Here is a 24,042-nt window from a genome sequence, read left to right on the forward strand (position 1 = left end):
GCACGGGCAAAGTCACCAACAAGCTCGAGAAGGACGGCGAGAAGCAGATCGAGGGCGACTTGATCGTGCTCAATCAAAAGGGCGAGCCCGCGATTCGCGGCAGCTTCCGCGCCGCCTGCGCGTAAGCGCAGGGGGAGCCTGAACGCATGCGACACCCGCCGTGGGTGCAGGGCTGAGGCTTGGCCTTGGCGACGGGCAGGGGTGACCCCTGCACCCGGTATTAAGGCCGCCCGCCGTTGGCGGGCGCGGCCCCTGCCAACAACTTAATCCTGCGCTGCCGTCGCCACGGCCAAGGGGATGGGGCCTGCCTGTGGATGGAATTGTTCAAGGATTGTGGATAGTTAGCGCGCAAGTGCGCTGTTTCGCTTGATAAGCTAAGCAGAATCCGGCAAAGAAGACGGATAAGTTTTGCTCTGGCGGGCGGGTGGGCTTTCGCAGGGCGGCTTGGAGGCGCAACATAGTCCTGATGGGTGAACCCAGGTACATCATAGTTCACGGCCATTTTTATCAGCCGCCGCGCGAGAGCCCGTGGACGGGTTTAATCCCACCTGAGCATGGCGCTGCCCCGTTTCCGAACTGGAACGAGCGAATTCTGAGCGAATGTTACACGGCCAACGCTCATGCCCACACGATGCAGGGGCCAGTCGTTCACGTTCGCAACAATTACGAGTCTCTCAGCTTCGATGTCGGGCCGACGCTGGCAGCATGGCTGCAGAGGCACGGCAAGGCCGCCTATCGCGCAATAATTCGCGGCGATGCGTTGTATGCCAATGCGCACGGCGGCCATGGCAACGCGATCGCACAGTCGTACAGTCATTCGATACTGCCGCTGTTGCCGCCGCGCGATCGCGAGCTGCAGATCGCGTGGGGTATCGACGATTTCGTGTTCCGATTCGGCCGCAAGCCGGCCGGGATGTGGATCCCCGAGTGCGCCGCCGACGACGACACGCTTGCGTCGATCGCGGCGGCCGGGATCGAGTTCGTCATCGTCGCGTCGGATCAAGGAAAGTTCAGCGGCCCGCGCGCCGAGTCGCGCAATGCCGGGCCGTTCCAATGGCGCCGGGGCGATTTGAGCCTGGCAGTGTTCCGCTTCGACCGTGAGTTATCCACGACCGTCTCCTTCGGCAACGGATTGGCCGACGGCGCCCGGCTGGCGGACTGGATTGCCGATACCGCGCTCAAGCTGGAGCCCGGCACCGTGCTGATGCTGGCGACCGACGGCGAAACGTTTGGGCATCATAACAAACACGGCGCCGCCGAGCTGGCGCGCGCCCTGATGGCGCTGGAGCGCCGCGACGACGTGATTCTTACCAGTTGCGCGGACTACCTGGCGACGCATCCGGCGGCGGGATCGTTCGAGATTGCGTCAGCCAGTTCATGGAGTTGTCCGCACGGCGTCGAACGATGGCGCTCGAACTGCGGATGCCGTCACGATCCGAACACCTCGCAGGAATGGCGGGGGCCGTTTCGCGCCGCGATGGATTTCGTGAAAAACCATACCGAGGCGACTTACGACCGCTTCGCCCCGGCGATTGTGAAAGAGCCCGGCGCGATCCTGCGCGGCGCAATCCGTTTGCTGATCGATCCGAATCCCGCCGTCCACGAAGAGTTTTTCAAGCGCTTCAAGGTTGCCGACGAAGGTAATCGCGCAGCGCTGCTGCGGATGTTCGAGATGGTTCGCGCGGGCCAGGCGGCGCTGACGAGTTGCGGGTGGTTCTTCGATGATTTCGGAGGCCTGGAGGGGCGCGTCGTACTCACCTGGGCGGCGCGTGCGGTCGAACTCGCGGCGGAGCATTCGGCGAGCATCGAAAATGAACTGCTCGAGCGGCTGCGCGGAATCAATTCGAACCGGCGCGAGAACGGCGACGCCGCGACCCTGTACTTAAGCTTGAAAACGCGCGAAGCTCGCGGTCGCGTTTGACCTCCAAGCTTAATCGACAGGGGCTCGTGCGATGCCTTCGACCGAAGCGACTCATATCGATTCGACGCTGACCGAATCGCGCAAGTTTCCGCCCCCCGCCGAGTTCAGTGCGCGCGCATGGGTCAAAAGCCTCGACGAGTACCATGCGATCTGCAAGCGCGCTGACGCCGACCCGGAGGCATTCTGGGCCGAATGCGCGCGCAACCTTGCCTGGTTCCATCCGTTCGGCAAAACGCTCGAGTGGAATTTTCCGCATGCGAAGTGGTTTGTCGGCGGCACGATCAACGCCGCCTACAATTGCCTCGATCGCCATCTCGACGGTCCGCGCCGCAACAAAGCCGCGCTGATTTGGGAGGGCGAGCCGGGCGACTCGCGCGTGCTGACCTACCAGATGCTCGCCGACGAAGTGGCCAGGTGCGCCAATGCGTTGAAGAGCATCGGCGTCAAGGATGGCGACCGCGTCGCGATCTACATGCCGCTGGTGCCGGAGGCGGCGATCGCGATGCTGGCGTGCGCGCGAATCGGTGCGATTCACTCGGTGGTCTTCGGCGGCTTCTCGTCCGAAGCGCTGGCCGATCGGATCAACGACGCGGAAGCGAAGGTCTGTATCACCGCGGACGGCGGATGGCGCCGCGGGCAAATCGTCGAGCTCAAGAGCAATGTCGATGAGGCGCTGAAAAAGTGTCCATCGATCCGGAAAGTCGTCGTGCTCAAGCGGGTCGGCAACAAAGTCGAGATGCGCAAAGGGCGCGACCTGTGGTGGGACGAGCTGGTTCCCGCGCAAAGCCCGCGATGCGAGGCCGCCGCGCTCGACTCCGAGCATCCGCTCTACACGCTTTACACCAGCGGCACGACTGGCAAGCCCAAGGGCGTCGTGCATACGATCGGCGGATACCTGACGCACGTGCTGATGACGATGAAGTGGGTGTTCGACTTGAAGGAGGACGACATCTACTGGTGCACTGCGGATATCGGATGGGTGACAGGCCACAGTTACACCGTGTACGGGCCGCTGGCGGCGGGTGCGACGGTCGTGATGTACGAAGGCGCGCCGAACTTTCCCGACAACGATCGCTTCTGGCAGATAATCGCGAAGTACCACGTCAGCATCTTCTATACCGCGCCCACTGCGATACGGACGTTCATCAAATGGGGCGACGCGTGGGTGAAAAAGCATGACCTGTCGAGCCTGAGATTGCTCGGTTCGGTCGGCGAGCCGATCAATCCCGAAGCCTGGATGTGGTACCGCAAAGTTATCGGCGGCGAGCGATGCCCGATCGTCGATACGTGGTGGCAGACCGAGACCGGCGGCATCATGATAAGCCCCATGCCCGGCGCGATCGCCGCCAAGCCCGGCTCCGCGACGTTGCCATTGCCCGGCATCGCAGCCGACGTCGTCACGCGTGAGGGCAAGAGCGTCGGCGCCAACCAGGGCGGCCTGCTGATCGTGCGCAAGCCGTGGCCCGGGATGCTGCGAACGATCTACCGCGACCCCGAGCGCTACAAGAACAATTACTTTGTTCAGATCGACGGCGCCTATTTCACCGGCGACGGCGCCCGACGCGATCAGGACGGCTACCTATGGATCATGGGCCGCGTGGACGACGTGATTAACGTGTCGGGCCATCGGCTCGGCACGATGGAGATCGAAAGCGCGCTGGTCTCGCATGCGGCGGTTGCCGAGGCCGCGTGCGTCGGGCGCCCCGACGAGATGAAGGGGCAGGCCGTGGTCGCATTCGTCACGCTCGAGGGCGGGCGCAAGGGCGATAGCAAGTTGCGCGACGAATTGCGTGCGCACGTGGTCAAGGAAATCGGCGCGCTGGCCCGTCCCGACGACATCCGCTTCACCGAGGCGCTGCCCAAGACGCGCAGCGGCAAGATCATGCGGCGCCTGCTGCGGCAAATCGCGTCGGGCGATGAGACGCTTGGCGATACGACGACGCTCGAGGATTTGTCGGTGCTCGCCAGGCTGCGCGATAACGAGGAGTGATTGAATGTGAAACCCTGCGCGGGTTTCACCCTTCCGCGGCAGGGCTGAGCCCTGCACCCGGTAACGAATCGAAAAATCCGCGCGGCGCGTCTTTTCGCGACTACGCGATGGCAGGAGTGACCCGTGGCAGGGGTGACTCCTGCACCAGTGTTAAGCGCAGATGCGGGCGGAGAGCCACGCGGTCTGACAGCCAGGGCGAGGAAACCGATTTACCAACCTTCGAGAAGATTTCCCGCAACCAGCCTGGGGATGACAGGCGTGATCGAGAACTGGAGGTCCCATTTCTGGCCGAAGACGTCAGGATGAACCGGCATGTACTGAGGTTGAACCGCAAGTTTCACGGGGAGCGGACCGATTTTGATTACCTTGCTAACCGACAGGCCAATCGGGAACGTTACCTTGTTGCCGTTGCTCGCGTACCAATTGACAAGCATGTTCGGCGCTGTGCCTATGCCCCAACCATCGCCCGGCAGATAGGCAAAGAAGTATTGAAGGTTCATTTGGCTCACAGTTTGCGAGCCATTGCCGCCGACCGAGAACCACTGTTGCGGAAATACTCCCGCCAGCCACTTATCACCCAGGTACCCGAATACGCCGGCTGGTCCTAGCTGCCATTTGTTCTGCCCGAGCCTCGAGTTGCTCGCGGTAGGGAGAATAAAAGTGGGACCTGCGCCCAGCAGCCAGGGGCCGGCAAGCTTCGGGCTGGGCGATAGCACCGACCCGACTATTGTGTCGCCAAAACCGGTGACGCGATGGAGATGGAGGCTCTCGTTCACATAGGGCGTGGAGTTCATCACCTGGAATACCGGCCGGGTGATCAGGTTCCAGTCATCGGTCAACGCCAGGGGCAGCACCGGCTGAAACTGCAGGTTCACGACGTTGCGATCAGGCTTGTTGAGCCAGTAAGTGTTTTGCTGGAATTGCAGCGCCCAGATGCTCGAAATCGGGTTAGACAGTTGTTTGTTAACCTCGGTGAGCGATTCGTTATCCGCCGTGTCCGCCGCCGCGGGGGACACGACCGTCAACACGAGCGCGAGACAAAAAAGCAACTGCACATATCCAAGCTTCATTCTGGCCATCCTTTTGCCGCTCGAGTATTTGCACACGATTCGCATCATTCGATTTGCTTGCTGAAAGATCATGGGTTTCTCTTTGGCTGCTATCTTTTCAGCATCCTATCGAGAGCGGGATTCATCGCCCTAACCGAAAGCAAGGGCGACGCTGAACATCAATTGCCGGCCCGACGGGGTAGCACGCGCGTCGAACTCTTCATAGTAGCGCAGCGAGAAGAGCCCGTACTTGGTCAGTAGATTGATTGAAGGTCCTGCCGAATAGACCTGTGCGCGCGTATCCTCCAGCGTCTTGATCGCTGCGGCAGCGGTTTGGTTTTGGATAGCGATATTTATCTGGTTGTTCGTTGTCTGCCACTGGGCATAGCCTACCGCGCCCACGGTAAGCTGCTGGAAAATTTTGCTGTTCAAGTTGAGGGTCTTTCCCGCACCCCACTCGAGCGGGACGACATCGCCGAGCGTATAGGGTCTGCCCATTTGCGAAGCGTACAGCAGGTAGTGTGCATAAATGGAGAGCGACCAGGTTCGAGCGGCGTCGGCGTAGGCGATACCTCCAAGGCCAAAGGCGCCCGTCCAGTGGCCATAGCCAATGCTGACCGCCGCTTTCGAGTTGTACGGTCCTGAAGGCGCGAAGAAGCCCGAGGAGACGACGGCGTCCAGCTGGCGAAAGTGCCAGCCGAAATCTACCGGCTCCACGTAAATATCGCCGATGCTGCCCTTGGTTACCCCGGCGGAAACTTGTTGCGATGGCGAGCTCCCGGGCGGACTCAGGTTGGGTTCCAGGCTCGCAGTACCACTGGCATCGGCAATGGCAAACGGCACATCGATAAACAATCCATAGTTCGCGCCCAGGACCTTATATGGCGAGGTCCAGCCGATAATGTTCTGGTCAACGAATTCGTCGAGACTGCCGCTGACATTAAGCTTGGAAGTCCCCATACTCGCGGTCGCGATCTTACCCCCGGTCCGGAACGGTCCTGACGGCGGTGACTTGACTGTTAGGAAATCGCTGCTTGAGGCGTGATAGTACGACCAGACGTTTGAATAGAAAATGCCTTCCGGCGCCTGCTGCGCACTGAGCAAGCCGTCGGTTCCCATCAGCCAGTCACCGTGCTGGGCGTGCGCCGGCTTCGCGAAAAGAATCAAAAGTGCCAGGCAGCCTGAAGCTACGAGCACCGGTCTGAATCGCATCAATTTGTTTTTTCCTGCCGCAGGAATATTCACGATTCCCCCAGATTCGCGTTCAGATTCGCGTTGACGTGCGGAACATACTCTTCTAATGTCGGTCCGGCAACAACATTAGGGACGCTTGTCAAATATGTTCCCCGGATGACCGGGACGTCAAAAGAAGGCAGTCAGAGAGTTGTCAGGGCGGACGTGCTGGCGCATTGTTTACAGATTCGCGTCTGGGCCGAATCCAGAAAGGGCGTTCTTCTTGCCCGACGCCGAATCGTGCCGTAAGGGGATCTTCAAAATCAGCGCAGGCTGACTGAACCAAGCAACCGCAGAAAGGGCGAATCAATGAAAATTACCGGCATCGGCGTCAAGGAACCAGCGCCTCGCGAGTTCCCCTGCGCTTCCAGAGTGATTTATCTCGCTATCCTCGCGTGTTCGCTCTTCTTCGCGAAGGTGGCGCCAGCCTGCACCGGCATCAGGCTCAGAGCTGAGGACGGGACCGTCGTTTACGCACGCACACTTGAGTTCAACGTCGATCCTGACTCCGATGTGATCATGGTGCCGCGCGGCTATGCGCGAACCGGTACCACACCGGATGGCGAGAATGGGCTGAAATGGACCTCCAAGTATGCCTCGCTCGGAGCCAACAGTCTCGGGCTGCCGCTTTTGGTCGATGGCGTCAATGAGAAGGGCTTGGCCGCTGGCCTGTTCTATTTTCCCACGACCGCCGGCTACATGAAGTACAATGCTGCCGAGGCTTCCAGGACCATCGCGCCCTGGGAGCTTGCTTCGTGGATTTTGGAGAATTTCGCGACGGTCGAAGAAGTCAAACAGAACATTGGAAGGATCGCGGTCGCGGAGGTCGTGTTCAAAAAGTGGGGCATGGTCATACCGGTCCACTTCGTGGTGCATGACGCCTCGGGCAAGAGCATCGTGATCGAATACATCGAAGGAAAACTCCATGTCTACGACGACGTGCTGGGGGTGTTGACCAATTCGCCATCCTTCGACTGGCACATGACCAATCTGCGCAATTACGTAAACTTCTCAGTGGTGAATGTTCCGCCGGTGAAAGTCGACGGCATCACGCTGACCGGACTTGGCCAAGGCACAGGGATGCTCGGGATGCCGGGCGACTTCACTCCGCCGTCGCGGTTTGTCCGGGCGGTCGCTTACAACACATCGATTCTGCCTTCCAAGACCGGCGAAGAGGCGGTGCTCCAGGCGTTTCACATTTTGAACAATTTCGACATTCCCGAAGGCGTGGCCCGCGAGGAACAAAAGGACGCGCACGGTAACGTCATCGCCGACCGCACCATGTGGACGAGTGCCTCCGATTTGAAGGCGAGGCGATACTACTTCCGGACTCACGAGAACAGCCAGATTCGTTCGGTGGACCTGATGAAAATGCCTCTCGATGCCAACAGCATCACGACCTTTTCCATGAAAGGGCCGGAGGTCATCAAATCACTTAACCCCTAGGTGGACTGACAGAAGAAAGGATGAACCAATGAAAATTACCGGCATCGGCGTTAAAACACCCGCGCCCCGCGAGTTCCCCCGCACGTCCAGAGCGATATATCTCGCCGTCCTTGTATGCTCGCTCTTTTTCGCGAAGCCGGCGCCTGCCTGCACCAGCATCAGACTCAGAGCCGACGACGGGACCGTCGTGTACGCGCGCACGATGGAGTTCGCTATCGTTATGGATTCCAGCGTGCTCGTGGTCCCGCGCGGCTATGCGCGAACCGGTACCACACCGGAGGGCGAGAATGGGCTGAAATGGACCAGCAAGTATGCGTCGGTCGGCGTCAACAACGGTGGCGATAACCCGTTTTTGGTCGATGGCGTCAATGAGAAGGGATTGGCTATTGGCCTGCTCTATTTTCCCGGGAGCGTCGGCTACATGAAGTACCACGCCGCCGAGGCCTCCAAGACCGTCGCGCCCTGGGAGGTCGGTTCCTGGATTTTGGAAAATTTCGCGACGGTCGAAGAAGTCAAACAAGGCATCGGACGCATCGTAGTCCCGGCGGTGGTGGTCAAGCAGATGGACTTTGTGCCCCCGCTTCACTACGTGGTGAATGACGCCTCGGGCAAGAGCCTCGCGATCGAATATGCGGAAGGAAAACTTCATGTCTATGACGACGTGCTGGGGGTGTTGACCAACTCGCCATCTTTCGATTGGCACATGACCAATCTGCGCAATTACGTAAACTTCTCATTAGTGAATATTCCGCCGGTGAAAGTCGGTGGAATCACGCTGACCGGCCTTGGCCAAGGCACCGGGATGCTGGGGATGCCGGGCGACTTCACCCCGCCGTCGCGGTTTGTCCGAGCCGTGGCTTTCAGCGCGTCGGCGCTGCCGGCCAAGACCGGCGAAGAGGCGGTGCTCGAGGGGTTTCATATTATGAACAACTTCGACATTCCCAACGGCGTGTCCCGCCAGGGAAAGAAGGACGAGCACGGCAACATCGTCGCCGACTACACGGTTTGGACCAGCGCCGCCGATTTGAAGGCGAAGCGATACTACTTCCGGACTTACGAGAACAGCCAGATTCGTTCGGTGGACCTGATGAAAATGCCTCTCGATGCCAAGACCATCACGACCTTTTCCATGACAGGTCCGGAGGTCATCAAATCGCTGAACCCCTAGCTGGGCTGACAGATGCGCTTGCAGGCGACTCTTCCAGCAGTCTTGAGCGTCGTACTGGGCGTGTTGCTTGCATCGTCGGGGCACGCCCAGCAATCCTTGCCGTCGCAGACAACGACGGCAGGCGCCGAATCGCTACAAGATCTCGCCAAGGACACTCTGAATCCGTTTGCTGAATTCATCAAGGTGCCATTTCAATTCACGACCGGGTTCGGCGTCGGCTCGCATGACAGGGTGGGAGCGAGCCTGAATATCGAGCCGCTCGAGCGGTTCGTGCTCAATGCCGACTGGGATATCATCGCGCGACCGAGTTTGAACCTGACCTACGCGCCCGGCCCGAACGAGCAATTCGGATTACAAGATCTGCAGACCTCTTTCTTTCTGACCCCGGCAAAGGCACAGACATGGATCTGGGGTGTCGGGCCGATCTTTCAGTTTCCGACCGCCAGCAGTGAACGATTGGGCACCGGCCGCTGGTCGGCTGGGCCAACTGCGGCGCTGGTTTACGAGCAAGGTCCGTGGTTCGCCGCAATCCTGAGTTACCAACTCATGTCGTTTGCCGGCGATCGCGGCAGGGGAAGCGTCAACCAGACCAATATCGAGCCGCAAGTCAGCTACAGCTTGGACAGCGGCTGGTATGGACAGTGGGATCCGACCATGACTTACAACTGGACGGCCCACACAGCTAACGCCTGGACGATTCCAGTTGGCGTCGATATCGGCAAGGCATTCAAGATTGGAGAGCAGGCGATGAGCCTGCAAGTCGGAGGATACGACTATCCAATGCATCCGGATGGCTCGACGCAGTGGATGATGCGCGCGCAGATGACCTTTCTGTTCCCTAACGGGCCGTTGAAAAAGTAATTTTCAACGCCTGCTCCCTTTTGAGCGACCTCTCGCGGTACAGGGAGGGGCAATTCAAGGAAGAATTTCAAGGCTCGCTTCGGGGAGCTAGTTCAAATGCGATACCGCCGAAGCGTGCGGCGACCTGATTGTAGATCCAACAAAGCAACGCAGCGACGACATAGCCAACGGCGGCGACCACGATCGGAAAGAGAGTGATGAAAAATATCGCTTTCAGAGGGTGGCCGTGTCTGAGCGCCCCCAGAGCAAGAAATACCCCGACGATCCAGGTCATGGTCCCTTTCAATACCGCGACTACCTTTGAGGTTTGCCAGACGCTGAACGACTTGATCTCATGCATCGTGCGTTCTCCTTTCGATGGCTGCCTATAGTCAGTTGGGCTGCAGATGACTTACTAGTTCGGTGACACGGGCCGGATCGATAATGACTATTGCCGCCGCACCGACGGCGAACATGATCACGAATCCCGCCATCAGGCGCAGATAGAAGGCCGGCTGATGGCTGGTCTCGGCGACGGCCGACTTGAAGATCGCGTTGACTCCGGCCGCCAGCGTGAGACCGATCACCGCGTCACGCGCCGCGCTGGTGCCTGCCTGAACGAAAGACGCCAGCGTCAGCGAGATCGCATCGACGTCCACCAGTCCGCTGATAGCCGAAACCACCATCTGCCCGCTGTATCCCACGTACTGTTTGGCGACGCGGGTAACCAGCAGCACGACGGTGAATCCCACGCCGAACTCGAGCGCGGGGCGGATCGAAAACGGGTTGCGGAAGGTGGAATCCGCGACCGTGTTACCTTTTTTCAATGGCGCAGGGGCCAGTATCAGGGCGGCGGCGAAACCCGCGAGCATCATCGCAGCGAAAGCGGGGCTCGCCGCGATCGCGAGCGCCGGGCTGACTACCGCGACCAGCAGCAGCATCCGCGGGAATAGTATCGAATTGGCGATCAGCGAGTATCGGGCTGCCGGCACCGCTGACTTCGGCGCGTCGGCGACTGCGCGCGAGATCCCGGCGGTATAGGCGGTCGTCGAAGCGATAGCGCCAACAATCGCAGTGAGCAATTCGCCGCGTTGGCTCCCGGTAAACTTGGTCAGGAAATAGCCGACATATGAGACGCCGGATACGAGGATTACGAATAGCCAGATCTTGCGCGGTTCGAAAAACCCGAATGGTCCATAGCTGCCGGCCGGCAGCAGCGGGTAGATGATGAAAATCAGGCCGAGAAAACTCAGCGTATCGATGTACTCGCGGTCGGAGATCGCATCGCGCACAAAGTGGCGAAGCTGATCGCGCTCCGCCAGAATCGCCGCGAGCACGATTCCGAGCCCGGCGCCGAACTGACGGTCCGACGTCAAGCACAGGTCAGCCAGGGCGAAGGTCGCCACTGCCGCGAGCTCAGTGGTGATTCCGCTGCGCTCCGGATGCTGCGCGCGCATCACCAGCAGGGTGCCGATCATGCCGGCGAACAATGCGATCGCGATCGCCACGTTGCCGACGTGGCCCGCGACCGCGCCGAGCAGCGCGATTATCAGGAAATCGCGCATCCCGGGACGCGGCGGACCGTCGGGTCCGGGTTCCCGCGTGCGGCCGACCAGGAATCCGATCGCCAGCGCGAGCAGGAATCCCAAGGCGGGTGAGTTGGGGCCGGTCAGCTCGGGCATCGAGGGCAGGATAGCATGGGTGACCCCTGCACCGCAGGGCTGACCCCTGCACCCAACGTTAAGGCCGCGCTCCGTTGTCGCGCGCCATCCCTGGCCGTGGCGACGGCAGCGCAGTATTAAGCCATTGGCGCGGGCCGCGCCCGCCAACGGCGGGCGGCATTAATACTGAGTGCAGGGCTCAGCCCTGCCATCGCGTAGTCGCGAAAAGATGCGTTGCGCAGATTTTCACGTCTTCTCACCGCGGGTGCAGGGGCTGGCCCCTGCCCAAGGAAGCGTGAAACCCACGGTGGGTTTCACATTCAATTAAGTTCCTCTATTTGGCCTGCCTTGCTGACCGGCGGGCCGCGGTGGTATCCTGCTCACGTGAAGTGGGCGTGTGCCCACTTTTTTGTTGGTGTCGCAAAAAGGATTTTCGGTTTCGTCACATAAAGCCGACTCCGACGGCCGTAGCGAGCGAGAGGTGAGAGCAGATGGCGGCCCTGAGGCTTCATCCGACCGCGGAAAAGGTGGTCGAATTGCTCGAGCCGCACATCGAACGCCAGGGTTATGAACTGGTTTCGGTGGATTTTCGCAAGGGCACGCGAAATTCGCTGCTGCGGCTGCTGGTCGACAAGCCGGGCGGCGGAATTGCCCTGAGCGATCTGGAGAAGTTGAGCCCGACGCTGGGCGATTTGCTCGACGTGTATGACCCGGTCGAGGGCCGCTACACGCTGGAGGTCGCGTCGCCGGGAATCAACCGCCCGCTGCGCAAGCTGGAGCATTTCGAGGCGGTCAAGGGTGAACGGGTTAAGCTGCGAACCCATCGCGCGCGCGATGGGCAGAAGTCGTTCGTGGGAACGCTGGTGTCGGTGGGTCAAAGTGGAATCGAGCTTGACGACGAGACGAGCCGCAAGCGGCAGACGATTGGTTTCGACGAGATGTCGGGCGCGAATTACGAGTACAATTTTGACAAAGACAAATAGACGCACAGGCTCCTGCCGATCGGGAGCAACAAAAATTATTGGCGCGCAGCTCTGTCCGCGCCCCGGGGAGGCGGTATGCAGGTCGATCTGAACCGGGTAATCGAGCAGGTCTCCAAGGAAAAAGGCATCGACAAAACGATCGTGATCAACGCGGTCGAGGAGATGATGCATTCGGCGGCGCGCCGCACGTTCGGCCCCGACCGCAATATCGAATCGCGGTTCAACCCCGAACTCGGCGAAATCGAGCTGTTCGAAATCAAAACGGTCGTCGAAAAAGTGGCCAACGCCGCTGCCGAAGCCGACGTCGCCGAGGCGCGCGCGAAGTACGATCCCGAGGCGGAAGTCGGCGACGAAATTTTGATCAAGCTCGATACCGCCACGATGGGCCGCATCGCGGCGCAGGCGGCCAAGCAAAATCTCATCCAGCATATTCGCGACGCCGAGCGCAAACAGATCTTCAACGAGTTCAAGGATCGCAAGCAGGAAGTCGTCTCTGGAATCGTGCAGCGCTTCGAGCGCAAGAACATGATCGTCAATCTCGGCCGCACCGAGGCGATCCTGCCCGAGAAGGAGCAGATCCCCCACGAGCGCTATCGCCAGGGCGACCGCATCCGCGCGCTGATTTTAGACGTCGAGCTGTCGGAGAAGGGACTTTCCATCGTGCTCTCGCGCACCTCGAACGACTTCCTGATGAAGCTGTTCGAGCAGGAGGTGCCGGAAATTTACGAGGGCATCGTCGAGATTCGCCAGAGCGCGCGCGAGCCCGGCGGACGCGCCAAGGTCGCCGTCTATTCCAAGGATTCCGACGTCGATCCGGTCGGCGCGTGCGTCGGAATGAAGGGCACCCGCGTGCAATCGGTGGTGCAGGAGCTGCGCGGCGAGAAGATCGACATCGTGCCGTGGACTGACGACCAGGCCGAGCTGGTGTGCCGCGCGCTGGCGCCGGCCAAGGTCTCCAAGGTCATCATCGACGAGGACGAGCACGCGATGGAGGTGATCGTCCCCGACGATCAACTGTCGCTGGCGATTGGCAAGCGCGGGCAGAACGTGCGCCTGGCGCATCGCCTCACCGGATGGAAGCTCGACGTGCGCAGCGAGATGGAGGCCGAAGAAGAGGCTCGCTCGGCGCGCGCGTCGCTCAACGCAATCCCGGGCATCGGCGATATCAACGCGGAATTGCTGTACCAGTGGGGATTCCGCTCGGCTGAGCAACTGGCGGAGGCCGACGAGACGGCGTTCGACGTCGAGGGAATCAGCGCCGAGCGCGCCACCCAGATAATCAACGCGGCGCGCGAGCACGTCGCCAACAAGAAGATCGCCGCCGAAGCGAAGGCCGCGGCTGCCGCCGAGGCGGCCGAGGCTGCTGCGGCCCTTGCGGCGGAAGCTGCGCTGGCAGCCACCGAAGCGCAGCCCGTGGAGGCGGCCGCCGAAACGATCGCGGTGGAATCCGCGCCGGCCGCCACTGAAGATGCGGGAGAAAAGTAATCTTGCACTTATTCACGGACCCCGGCGTACGTGTGTGGGATGCATGACGCAGGATGCGAAGGCGGCGATGGTGCGAATTGCAGTCGTCGATGGGCGCGTCGAAGTTGATTTCGAGGCGCGACGCGCAGGGCGCGGCGGCTATCTGCATCCGACGCTTGAATGCGCCGAGCGGTTCGTCAGTTCGAAAGTTAAGGAATTTCGCGCGCTCCGGCGGAAAATAGATCGTCCCGAGCGGCTTCAGATAGCGGCGGCAATTAAACTCCGACTGGATAGAAACTCAAAGGTCGAATAGTATAACTAGGATGGCGCGAAAGCGGATCAAAACTCTTGCTACTGAATGGGGATTCCCGGTCGAGGATTTGCTCGCCGGATGCACTCGCCTGAAGCTTGGGCATACGCAGTCCGAGTCCAGTCTTCTGTCACCGGAAGAGGCCGACCGGCTCAAGGCCGATCTCGACGATCAGGCGCATCGCGCGTCGATCCTGCGCCGTGAAACCGTGCTCGAAACGAGCAGCGGGAAAATTCTCGAAAAGCGCCTCAATGCCACCGTGATGCGCCGGCGTCATGCCGAGGGCGGCCAGCCCGCCGGTGGCGCCGACACGCCTTTCCATTTCGAAGTCGAAGAGAGCCGTGGCGACTCGTTCGAGGCGCCGTTTCTCGCCGATTCACACGCCGCAGAGGCTGAGACGCCGGTCATGTTTGACGCGGGGCATCATGCGGAGGGTGCAGTCGCCGAGCCGCATCGCGCGCCCGAGCCGATCGTGGTCAGGCCGGAGCCTGAAATCGAGGAGATTGGCGAGGCCGACTACGAAGCGCATCCGCCCGTGGCTGCCGTTCATATTGAAAAAATGGAACCTGAGCCCGAACCTGAGATTGCCCCGGAGCCAGAGCATCCGGCCGTCGTTGCCGAGGCGGCGCCCGCCGCGCCCGAAGCACTGCCGGCGGCGCCCTCGTCACGCTTCGGTTATCGCACCGATCGTGTGCGGCCGGCGGAATCTGGGGAGCGTGGCTCGATCAATCTGACTCGCGGCTCTCAGACCGGTCCGACGCTCGACGACGGACAGAAGGGACCCAGGGTCCTTGGCAAGATCGATCTCAGACCCAAGGCGCCGCCCCCGCGCCCCGCGTCGCCCGGTTCGCGTACGGCAGCGGGCGCGCCGAGTGCGCGGCCGGGACTGACAGGACGCTTCGCTCCGCAACAGCAGCAACCACCGGCTGACGCGATGCCGCAACTTCCGCCCGATCAAGTGGCCAAGCCCGGTGGCGGACGCGGAATAAAGAAAAAGAAAGTCGTCAAGAAGGGCAGTACCGATCTCGCCGCCGAGCGCGAGATGCGCGGGCTGCGGGTGCCGAAAAAGCGCCGCGCCCTGCCCGGCAAGGAACAGCGAAAAACCGAGATCACCACGCCCAAGGCCTCCAAACGCGTGGTGCGAATCACCGAGGGCGTTACCGTCGGCGATCTCGGCCGCTCGATGGGCGTCAAGGCCGGCGACCTCATCAAGAAGTTGATGGAACTCGGCCAAATGGCGACGCTTAACCAGGTGCTCGACGTTGACACCGCCACCTTGCTGGCCGGCGAGTTCGGCTACAGCGTCGAGAACGTTTCCTTCGACGCCGAATCTGCCATCGAAGAGGCGCCCGAGGAAGCCGTGGTGGGCGAAAGCGTCACCCGCCCGCCGGTCGTCACCGTGATGGGCCACGTCGATCACGGCAAGACCTCGCTGCTCGACGCGATTCGCCACACCAACGTGACCGCGCGCGAGTTCGGCGGAATCACGCAGCACATCGGCGCCTACACCGTCGAGGCAAATGGACGGAAGATCGCGTTCGTCGATACTCCCGGCCATGAGGCGTTCACTGCGATGCGTGCGCGCGGCGCCAAGGTCACCGACATCGTCGTGCTGGTGGTCGCCGCCAACGAAGGCGTGATGCCGCAGACGCAGGAGGCCATCAACCACGCTCGCGCCGCCAACGTCCCCATCATCGTTGCGATCAACAAGATCGATCTGCCCGACGCCAATATCGACAACGTCAAGCAGCGCCTGACCCAGGTGGGCCTGGTGCCCGAAGACTACGGCGGCGACACCATCATCGTGCCGGTCTCGGCTCGCACCGGTGAGGGAATCGACAAGCTGCTCGAAATGATCCTGCTGCAGGCCGACCTGATGGAGCTGAAGGCCAATCCGGTTCGCGCCGCACGCGGCACGATTATCGAGTCGCAGCTCGACCGCGGCCGCGGCCCGGTCGCCACCGTGCTCATCCAGGAAGGCACGCTGCATCAGGGCGATGCTTTCGTCAGCGGCATCTCGTACGGCCGCGTGCGCGCGATGCAGGATCATCTCGGCCAGCGTCTTACCGAGGCAGGTCCCTCCACTCCGGTCGAGATTTTCGGCCTCTCCAGCGTTCCCGAGCCCGGCACCGTGTTCACCGCGGTGGCCGAGGAATCCAAGGCGCGCCAGGTCGCCGAGTATCGCCGCTCCAAGCAGCGCGAAGGCGAACTCACCAAGACCAGCCGCATCTCGCTTGAAGACTTGAGCCAGCGGCTGGCGGCGGGTGAGGTCAAGGAACTCAAAGTCATCCTCAAGGGCGACGTGCAGGGCTCGGTCGAGGCGCTGGCCGACGCGCTCGCGCGGCTGTCCACCGACGAAGTCAAGCTCGAGGTAATCCACGGCTCGGCGGGCGCGATTTCGGAGACCGACGTTACGCTCGCGTCGGCTTCCAAAGCCGTCATCATCGGCTTCAATATCCGTCCCGAAGCGAAGGCCGCGAGCCTCGCCGAGAAAGAAGGCGTCGAGATCCGCCTGTACACCGTCATCTACGAAGCGATCAACGATATGCGCGAGGCGATGGAAGGTCTGCTCGCGCCGACCTACCGCGAAAAAGCGCTCGGCCGCGCCGAAGTCCGCAAGATCTTCAGCGTGCCCGGCGCCACCGTTGCGGGATGCATGGTCGTCGACGGCAAGATTGTGCGCAGCGCGCGCGCGCGGCTGGTCCGCGACGGCCGCCCGGTATGGGAAGGCAAGCTCGCCACCCTCAAGCGCTTCAAGGACGACGTGCGCGAAGTCGCGCAGGGCTACGAATGCGGTATCGCGCTCGAAAATTTCAACGACGTGAAACCCGACGACATCATCGAAGCTTTCGAGATGGAAGCGATTCTGCGCAAGCTCGCCGCGCCCAAGCCCGAGACCGTGCGCGGTCAGGCCACCGTCGAAAAGCAGCTTCAGCCCTAGACCGCGGGTTCGTTGGCCGCGGCGGGCGTGCGGGCCTGCGCGTTGGGGGAGGGGGCGTATCATCATGGTCATCGGCGTCATGCGGTTGACCCTGTTTCTGCCCGAGAATCATTCGCTCAAGGGCAAACGACAGGTCCTGCGCGCGATCAAGGATCGCGTGCGCAACAAGTTCAACGTCTCTATCGCCGAGTCCGACAGCCACGACATGTGGCAGCGCGCCGAGTTGGGCATCGCGCAGGTCGGCAGCGATCGCGCGTTCGTGGACGGGGCGCTGCGCGAGGTCGTGAACTTTATTGATTCGCTGGGCTTGGTCCCGCTCGGCGAAGAGCAGCTCGAAATTATCAACTACTGAATAGGTACCTGGAAATTGAAGCCGCGTCGGTGGCGCGGCTCGATTGATAGCGGAGAAAGAACATTGCCTGAAGGTCGAAGACCGGAGCGCGTCGCCGAGGCGATCTTGAGAGAACTGTCCGGCCTGCTGGTCCGCGATCTCCGCGACCCGCGCCTGCGCGGCATCACGCTCACCGGCGTCAAGATGGACGACGACTTGCGCCACGGCCGCGTCTATTTCTCGCACCTCGAAGGTTCGGTGCGCGCGCCCGCCGCAATCGCCGGCTTCAAGAGCGCCAGCGGCTTCATCCGCCGCGAAATAGGCAAGTCGCTCGGGCTTAGATACACGCCCGAGCTGGATTTCGAATTCGACCCCGCCCTCGAGCGCGCCGCCCGCATCGACGCGCTGCTCAAGCAATCCGCGCCCAAAGATTGATCGCGTTCGCACGGCCACAATTGAATGTGAAACCCACCGTGGGTTTCACACTTCACTGGGCAGGGGTAACCCCTGCACCTTAGTATTAGGACTTCCCGTCTGTTAAGCGCAAAATTTCGCGGACGACCTTTTGCTCTCAATCGGGGGAGACAGAGATCTTGCGCGGTGATTTGTTCAGCGCCCCGCGAGCGGATAAGCTCACAGATCTCCCCATGAATGCAATTGTGCTGGTAGATAAACCCGCCGGAATCTCGTCGGCCGAGGTGGTGCGCCGCGTCAAATCGCGCGTTAAGCCGGCCCGCGTGGGACATCTGGGCACGCTCGATCCTTTCGCCACCGGCCTGCTGCCGATCATGATCGGAGAAGCGACCAAGCTTGCGCCGTTCATCGACGGCGGCGACAAGGAATACACCGGGCTGATTCGGCTGGGCGTCGAGACCGACACGCTCGATCGCGACGGCGCCGTCGTTCGCCGCGCCGACGTGCCCGCCATCGCGGCTGAAAATCTCGCGCAGGTCACCGCGCAGTTCAGCGGCGCGATCGAGCAGGTTCCTCCCGTGTTCTCCGCGATCAAACGCGCCGGCGTGCCGCTCTACCGGCTCGCGCGCCGCGGCGACGAGGTTGCACCGCCGGAAAAACGCAGCGTCGAGATCAAGCGTCTCGATCTCAAATGCGAGGCGCACGATGCGATTCGATTCGTCGCGACCTGCTCGCCGGGCACTTATGCGCGCTCGCTGGCGCGCGATATCGGCGTGGCGCTCGGGACCGTCGCGCATCTCGAGGAACTCCGCCGCACGCGCAACGGCGCTTTTTCGATTGCCGGCGCGATGGCGCTCGCCGACGTCCTCGAGGCCCTCGATTCCGGCGCGCCGCCGCCCCGCTTGATTTCGCTTCGCGACGCGCTTGTGAATATCCCGGAGCTGGTTGTCGATCCTGCCGCCGAGAAACGCCTGCGCAACGGCGATTCGCGCGCGCTCGACTCGCTGGTTCCATCGGGGGGACCACTGTTCAAGGTGGTATCGGAGAGCGGGGAACTGATCGCAGTAGCGCGGGCGACCTCGCGGGTGACGGCGATAGTCGAGCGGATCTTCAATCTCGAAACCTGATCCCGCAGTGACGCGCAGCCATCAGACACGTCGGATACCCTCCGGCCGACAAGCAGCGGTCTAATCGCGACCGATCTCGCAAGGCGACCGGAGGGGCTATAGTCAGTCGGTAAGTTACTCTGTCCCTATCAGCCCAAACGAGAACGCATCGCAGCCAATGTCAGTGCAAGGATCAACTTGGGCGGGCGCGTAGTTATAAGAATAAAAGCTCGAGTTCAAAAACGAATCGTCAACCACGTTTGCGGGTCCGACATGATTGGGGGGCGAGCTGCCCTCAACGTCGGACTCGTAAAATACCGCCGACGAGCAGGTGCTGTCGCTGGGATTCGCGCATTGGGGCGTTACATTGAGCCAGTAGGTACCGGGGTTGAGCACGACCGTTGTCTTGAACTTCACCGAGACCGTGTATTCGGTAAAAGTGAATGCGGTGCGACCGGTAGCAGCGATGGTGCCATCACTGGCGCCGGAAAAGAGCATCTCTCCTGGCTTGCCGCTGCCGACATCCGCCCAGATGCTCCATTGAGTCATGGCCGGATCCAGCACGGCGACAGTTGAAAGGGTGTTAATGAACGCGCCTTTCACATGCCATGCGCGTCCTGAGGGAACCGTGAAAGCCGAGTAGACCTGGGCTAAAATTGAATCTGAGCTCGCGTTCTCGTTGATAAGCCCGTTGGCGTCCGGGTTGCTGGGATCAAAATCGCCGCTGTAATACAAGCACGGCTTGCAAATCGGCTTCAGCTTCTTGGTTGCGGGCTCCACCCCGGAGAGGTCCGCCGGCGCCGTGCCGGAAATTCCAGAGTTGCGCTGCGCGGACACCGCATCCGGAGCGATCGACTGGGCTGCGCCCGGTCGCGCAGCGCCGAGAGTCAACGCTGCCGCAATCACGATCGAACAAAATAACCTCTTTGTCATTGCCCTCTCCTTGCGTTTCTTCCCTTGATTATAGGCGTGCGGCCAGGCGAAACTTTCCATGTAACCGGGATTTCGGTTCTTATACGCTCCGACAGCGATGCTAATAGCCTAACGCCGCACCGTAGGGCAAGAACGTTGGCCGCGACATTTCGCGCTTAGCTGACAGGAAGCCCGCATGCCGCGGCGGTGCCCCGATCTTCTCAACATCGGGTGCAGGGGTCACCCCTGGCCGTTGGCACGGCTGGCCAGTATTACGAGGCCGCGCGCGACAACGGAGCGCGGCCTTAAAGGTGGGTGCAGGGCTCAGCCCTGCGGTCACCCCTGCACCCACCTTTACTCTGCCGACCCGCTCTGTTAACTTGGTCGGCTAAAGCTAAAGGAAAAAGGGAAAGTAAGAACTCCGAATGCCTCTTCCATCGGCCCGTAAGCGGGAAGTCATACAAGCCAACGCTCGAACCACCAATGACAGTGGCTCGCCTGAAGTTCAGGTGGCGCTACTCTCGGCCCGGATCGACCAGTTGACCGAGCACCTCGCGGCGCACAAGAAGGACCACCACACGCGCCGTGGACTGTTGCGACTGGTCGGCAAGCGTCGTCGGCTGCTTGATTACCTGCATTCGCGCGACTTTTCGCGCTACAAAGGGCTGATCGAAAAGCTGGGTATCCGGAGATAGGCCGCACATATTATGCCGCGCCGCCCGCAACATTCGGGCGCGCGGGCCTTGGCCTGCCACCCGGCAGTGTCCCAGGGCGCGTCCCCTGTGGCGCCTCGCGGGCAGTGAAAAAACCGCAATCGTCGCTCGGCCTTAGTCCTCCCTCAGGTGTCATTCATGTACCATAAACTCGAAATTGATTTTGCGGGGCGCAAGCTCTCGCTCGAAACCGGCCGCCTGGCCCGCCAGGCGCACGGCAGCGTGCTCGCGACCTACGGCGACACCGTCGTGCTCGCGACCGCGGTCTCGCAGTATGAAGCGCGGCCCAACATGGACTTTCTGCCGCTCACGGTGGACTACGTCGAGAAGACCTTCGCCGCCGGCAAAATTCCCGGCGGTTTTTTCAAAAGGGAAGGGCGCGCCTCCGAAAAGGAGACTCTGACCTCGCGCTTGATCGACCGCTCGATGCGCCCGCTGTTCCCCAAGGGCTACGATTGCGAAACCCAAATCATCGTGACCGTGCTCTCCGCCGATCGTGACAACGATCCCGACATGCTCTCGCTGATCGCGGCCTCGGCTGCGCTCCTGGTCTCCGACATCCCGCACAAAGGCCCGGTTGCGTCGGTCCGGATGGGCCGGGTGGACGGCAAAATCGTCGTCAGTCCCACCCACACGGAGCTCGAGGGCAGCGACCTCTCGATGGTCGTCGCGGCCAACCCCGAGTCGATCATGATGCTCGAGGGCGGTGCGCAGATCGTTGACGAAGAGGCGATCCTCGAAGCGCTGTTCGCGGCGCATGAGGCGATGCAGCCGATTTTTGCGATGCAGGAAGAGCTGCGCCGCCGCGCGGGCAAGCCCAAGCGCGCATTCGCCGTCAAGGAACGCGACGCTGCGCTGCTGAACGCCGTCGAAAAAAGCATCGGTGACGGAATCGAGAAGGCGCTCGCCACCAAGGGCAAGAAGGAGCGCGCCGCGGCGCTGTACGCGGTCAGCGACAAGGTCGTGGCCGAGCTCGGCGAGAAGTTTCCCGACCGCGCCAAGGAAATCATCGACGCTTGCGACCATCTCGTGCGCACCCGGGTTCGGATGGCGATCCTCGACGACGACAAGCGAATCGACGATCGCAAGTCCACCGACATCCGCGATGTAAGCGCCGACGTGCAGGTCCTCCCACGCACCCACGGCTCCGCCGTGTTCACCCGCGGCGAGACCCAGGCGCTCGCGACCGTCACGCTCGGCACGTCCTCCGATGAGCAGAAGATCGACGCGCTGCTCGGCGAGCGTTTCAAGAAGTTCATGCTGCATTACAACTTCCCGCCATTTTCGACCGGCGAGGTGAAGTTTCTGCGCGCTCCGTCACGGCGCGAAATCGGCCACGGCGCGCTCGCCGAACGCGCGCTCTCGCCGATACTTCCCGATGAAGGCGACTTTCCGTACACGATTCGCGTGGTCTCGGACGTGCTCGAGTCCAACGGCAGCTCCTCGATGGCGACGGTATGCGGCGGCAGCCTGGCGTTGATGGACGCGGGCGTGCCCACCAAGTCCGCGGTCGCGGGCATCGCGATGGGCCTGGTCAAGGAGGGCGACAAGGTCCGCGTCCTCACCGACATCCTCGGCGACGAGGACCATCTCGGCGACATGGACTTCAAGGTCGCCGGCACCAGGGCTGGCGTCACCGCGATCCAGATGGACAACAAGGCCGGCGGCGTCTCCAAGGACATCATGCGCCAGGCGCTCCATCAGGCGCGCGACGCCCGCTTGTTCATCCTCGGCGTGATGGAAAAGGCGCTGTCCACGGCGCGCAAGGACGTTTCCAGCTACGCGCCGCGAATCGTCACGCTGCACATCAAGCCCGACAAGATTCGCGAAGTGATCGGCCCGGGCGGCAAGGTCATCCGCGGACTGGTCGAGCAGACCGGCTGCAAGATCGATATCGAGGACGACGGCACGGTGCTGATCGCGTCGGCCGACGGGGTCGCGATGGAAAAAGCGATCAGCATGATTCAGGCGATCACCGCCGAGCCCGAAATCGGCAAAATCTATCACGGAACGGTCCGCAAGATCGTCGAGTTCGGCGCCTTCGTCGAGATAATGCCGGGGACCGACGGCCTGCTCCACATCTCGCAGATTTCCAACGAGCGGATCCGCCGCGTCGAGGACGTGCTGCACGAGGGCGACGAGATCAACGTGAAGGTGCTCGACGTCGATCGCAGCGGCAAAATCCGGCTCTCGATGCGCGAGGCCGAGCAGGAACCAGACAAGGGCAAGTAACCGGCGAATGATTCAAAAGAGCGTTATCGGCAACGGCGTGCGGATTTTGACCGAGGCGATGCCGCAGGTCGTCTCGTCGTCGATTGGAATTTGGGTCGAGAACGGCTCGCGCTACGAGGAGCCGGCCGAGAACGGCACCTCGCATTTCATCGAGCATCTGCTTTTCAAGGGCACCAAGAAACGCACCGCCGCGCAAATCGCCGAGGCCTTCGACGCCGTCGGCGGCGTGCTCAACGCCTTCACCGGCAAGGAGTACACCTGCTACTACGCCAAGGTGCTCGGCAAGGACCTCGAGATGGCGACCGAGGTGCTCGCCGACATTTTCCTCGAGTCGGTTTTCGATCCCGCCGAAATAGAGCGCGAGCGCCAGGTCGTGTTGCAGGAAATCTCGCAGGCCGAGGATACTCCCGACGACTTCATCCATGACCTGTTCACCGAAAATTTCTGGAAGGGGCATCCGCTCGCGCTGCCGATTTTCGGCTCGGCCGAGACCGTAAATAAAATCGACCGCGAGCAGCTGACTTCGTTCATGGCGGCGCGCTACCGCTCCAGCCGCGTTTTTATCGCCGCCGCCGGCCAGGTCGAGCACGAGCGCCTCACCGCGAAATGCACAGGACTGTTCGGCGGCGTCGCCGGTGACGGCAAGGTCGAGAAATTCTCGCCGCCGATCGACCGGCCGCTGGTGCTCAACCGCGAAAAGAAACTCGAGCAGGCGCACATCTGCATCGGCGGCCCCGGCATCAGCCAATCGCATCAGCTCCGATACGCCGCCTACGTGCTCAACACCGCGCTCGGCGGCGGGATGTCCTCGCGGCTGTTCCAGGAAGTCCGCGAGAAGCGCGGCCGCGTCTACAGCATCTACTCGTTCATCTCGTCGTTCATCGACTCGGGCTACTTCGGCGTTTATGCCGGCACCAATCCGGAATGGGTCGATGAAGTTCTCGAAGTCACCGTCGCCGAGCTTCGCAAAGTCGAGCGCGACGGCCTCGAGCCGGCCGAGCTGGCGCGCGCCAAGAGCCAGCTTCAGGGCAACATGCTGCTCGGGATGGAATCCACCGACAGCAGGATGAACCGGCTCGCGCGCAACGAGATTTATTTCCGCCGCGACGTGTCGCTCGAAGAATTGTCGGCGGGGATCGAGGCCGTCACCAACGACAACATCGTCGAGCTGGCGTCGTCATGGTTCCAGCCCGACAAGCTCGCGATGGTTCTGCTCGGCGATCTGAAGGGCCGCAAAATCGGCCGCGACATCTTCGCCCCGCTGGCGTAGTTCGCAAGCGTTGAGGCCGCCCTGCATTGCCTCGCCCTGACAGGGCGAGGCCGACGCG

General features: G+C 61.7%; 19 protein-coding genes and 1 pseudogene. 15 read left to right on the plus strand and 5 right to left on the minus strand.

Annotated elements, in window-relative coordinates:
• Positions 1 to 466: 466 nt before the first annotated feature.
• Complete coding sequence (locus tag ABSB13_RS12395; RefSeq protein ID WP_428108876.1) at positions 467 to 1,921, plus strand: DUF3536 domain-containing protein; 1,455 nt, start codon at positions 467 to 469, stop codon at positions 1,919 to 1,921.
• A gap of 31 nt (positions 1,922 to 1,952) precedes the next feature.
• A complete protein-coding gene (gene acs, locus ABSB13_RS12400) occupies positions 1,953 to 3,911 on the plus strand; it encodes an acetate--CoA ligase (RefSeq protein ID WP_428108879.1) in 1,959 nt (652 codons plus the stop codon).
• Positions 3,912 to 4,120: 209 nt separating this feature from the next.
• Here the strand turns inward: acs and ABSB13_RS12405 are convergent, their stop codons facing one another.
• A complete protein-coding gene (locus ABSB13_RS12405; RefSeq protein ID WP_428108881.1) occupies positions 4,121 to 4,981 on the minus strand; it encodes a hypothetical protein in 861 nt (286 codons plus the stop codon).
• A gap of 129 nt (positions 4,982 to 5,110) precedes the next feature.
• Positions 5,111 to 6,205 (minus strand): SphA family protein, encoded by a 1,095-nt coding sequence (locus tag ABSB13_RS12410; protein WP_428108884.1) that lies wholly within the window; start codon positions 6,203 to 6,205, stop codon positions 5,111 to 5,113.
• A gap of 297 nt (positions 6,206 to 6,502) precedes the next feature.
• Here ABSB13_RS12410 and ABSB13_RS12415 point away from each other — a divergent pair, with 297 nt between their 5' ends.
• The 3 genes from ABSB13_RS12415 to ABSB13_RS12425 are packed head-to-tail and all read left to right on the plus strand — an operon-like array spanning position 6,503 to position 9,668.
• Positions 6,503 to 7,639, plus strand: a complete 1,137-nt coding sequence (locus tag ABSB13_RS12415; RefSeq protein ID WP_428108887.1) for a linear amide C-N hydrolase — start codon at positions 6,503 to 6,505, stop codon at positions 7,637 to 7,639.
• 28 nt (positions 7,640 to 7,667) lie between these two features.
• Positions 7,668 to 8,807, plus strand: coding sequence for a linear amide C-N hydrolase (locus ABSB13_RS12420; protein WP_428108890.1), 1,140 nt, complete (start codon positions 7,668 to 7,670; stop codon positions 8,805 to 8,807).
• Between the two features lie 12 nt (positions 8,808 to 8,819).
• Positions 8,820 to 9,668, plus strand: coding sequence for a transporter (locus ABSB13_RS12425; protein WP_428108892.1), 849 nt, complete (start codon positions 8,820 to 8,822; stop codon positions 9,666 to 9,668).
• 67 nt (positions 9,669 to 9,735) lie between these two features.
• On the opposite strand, the gene ABSB13_RS12430 is transcribed toward ABSB13_RS12425, so the two are convergent.
• Both ABSB13_RS12430 and ABSB13_RS12435 read right to left on the minus strand, forming a co-directional pair.
• Positions 9,736 to 10,008, minus strand: a complete 273-nt coding sequence (locus ABSB13_RS12430; RefSeq protein WP_428108895.1) for a hypothetical protein — start codon at positions 10,006 to 10,008, stop codon at positions 9,736 to 9,738.
• Between the two features lie 31 nt (positions 10,009 to 10,039).
• A complete protein-coding gene (locus tag ABSB13_RS12435; protein WP_428108897.1) occupies positions 10,040 to 11,329 on the minus strand; it encodes an MgtC/SapB family protein in 1,290 nt (429 codons plus the stop codon).
• A 470-nt stretch (positions 11,330 to 11,799) separates the two neighbouring features.
• Here ABSB13_RS12435 and rimP point away from each other — a divergent pair, with 470 nt between their 5' ends.
• The 7 genes and pseudogenes from rimP (at position 11,800) to truB (ending at position 18,878) form a co-directional block, all read left to right on the plus strand.
• The gene (rimP, locus tag ABSB13_RS12440; RefSeq protein WP_428108900.1) at positions 11,800 to 12,291 is read left to right on the plus strand and encodes a ribosome maturation factor RimP; all 492 of its coding nucleotides are present in this window, start codon (positions 11,800 to 11,802) and stop codon (positions 12,289 to 12,291) included.
• Between the two features lie 75 nt (positions 12,292 to 12,366).
• Positions 12,367 to 13,776, plus strand: coding sequence for a transcription termination factor NusA (gene nusA, locus ABSB13_RS12445; protein WP_428108902.1), 1,410 nt, complete (start codon positions 12,367 to 12,369; stop codon positions 13,774 to 13,776).
• Positions 13,760 to 14,068: a YlxR family protein gene (locus tag ABSB13_RS12450; protein WP_428108905.1), complete on the plus strand. Its 309-nt coding sequence runs from the start codon at positions 13,760 to 13,762 to the stop codon at positions 14,066 to 14,068. The genes nusA and ABSB13_RS12450 overlap by 17 nt, the downstream gene beginning before the upstream one ends.
• Positions 14,069 to 14,078: 10 nt before the next feature.
• Positions 14,079 to 16,943: pseudogene (infB, locus tag ABSB13_RS12455) on the plus strand (translation initiation factor IF-2); the annotation flags it as partial.
• Positions 16,944 to 17,070: 127 nt separating this feature from the next.
• A complete protein-coding gene (locus tag ABSB13_RS12460; RefSeq protein WP_424672015.1) occupies positions 17,071 to 17,358 on the plus strand; it encodes a DUF503 domain-containing protein in 288 nt (95 codons plus the stop codon).
• A 63-nt stretch (positions 17,359 to 17,421) separates the two neighbouring features.
• The gene (gene rbfA, locus ABSB13_RS12465) at positions 17,422 to 17,772 is read left to right on the plus strand and encodes a 30S ribosome-binding factor RbfA (protein ID WP_428108907.1); all 351 of its coding nucleotides are present in this window, start codon (positions 17,422 to 17,424) and stop codon (positions 17,770 to 17,772) included.
• 212 nt (positions 17,773 to 17,984) lie between these two features.
• On the plus strand, positions 17,985 to 18,878 hold the full coding sequence (gene truB / locus ABSB13_RS12470; RefSeq protein WP_428108910.1) for a tRNA pseudouridine(55) synthase TruB: 894 nt from the start codon (positions 17,985 to 17,987) through the stop codon (positions 18,876 to 18,878).
• A 114-nt stretch (positions 18,879 to 18,992) separates the two neighbouring features.
• On the opposite strand, the gene ABSB13_RS12475 is transcribed toward truB, so the two are convergent.
• Positions 18,993 to 19,790 carry a hypothetical protein gene (locus ABSB13_RS12475; RefSeq protein ID WP_428108912.1) on the minus strand — a complete coding sequence of 266 codons (798 nt, stop codon included), beginning with the start codon at positions 19,788 to 19,790 and terminating at the stop codon, positions 18,993 to 18,995.
• Positions 19,791 to 20,194: 404 nt separating this feature from the next.
• Between ABSB13_RS12475 and rpsO the strand changes: the two genes are divergently transcribed.
• The 3 genes from rpsO to ABSB13_RS12490 all read left to right on the plus strand — a co-directional run bounded on the left by rpsO (position 20,195) and on the right by ABSB13_RS12490 (position 23,984).
• Positions 20,195 to 20,464, plus strand: a complete 270-nt coding sequence (gene rpsO / locus ABSB13_RS12480) for a 30S ribosomal protein S15 (RefSeq protein WP_324094762.1) — start codon at positions 20,195 to 20,197, stop codon at positions 20,462 to 20,464.
• A 156-nt stretch (positions 20,465 to 20,620) separates the two neighbouring features.
• Positions 20,621 to 22,714: a polyribonucleotide nucleotidyltransferase gene (gene pnp, locus ABSB13_RS12485; RefSeq protein ID WP_428108914.1), complete on the plus strand. Its 2,094-nt coding sequence runs from the start codon at positions 20,621 to 20,623 to the stop codon at positions 22,712 to 22,714.
• Positions 22,715 to 22,721: 7 nt separating this feature from the next.
• Complete coding sequence (locus ABSB13_RS12490; RefSeq protein WP_428108917.1) at positions 22,722 to 23,984, plus strand: M16 family metallopeptidase; 1,263 nt, start codon at positions 22,722 to 22,724, stop codon at positions 23,982 to 23,984.
• Positions 23,985 to 24,042 lie beyond the last annotated feature (58 nt).

Source organism: Binatus sp. (SeqCode) (assembly GCF_050013435.1).
In the GTDB taxonomy this organism is placed as follows: domain Bacteria; phylum Desulfobacterota; class Binatia; order Binatales; family Binataceae; genus Binatus.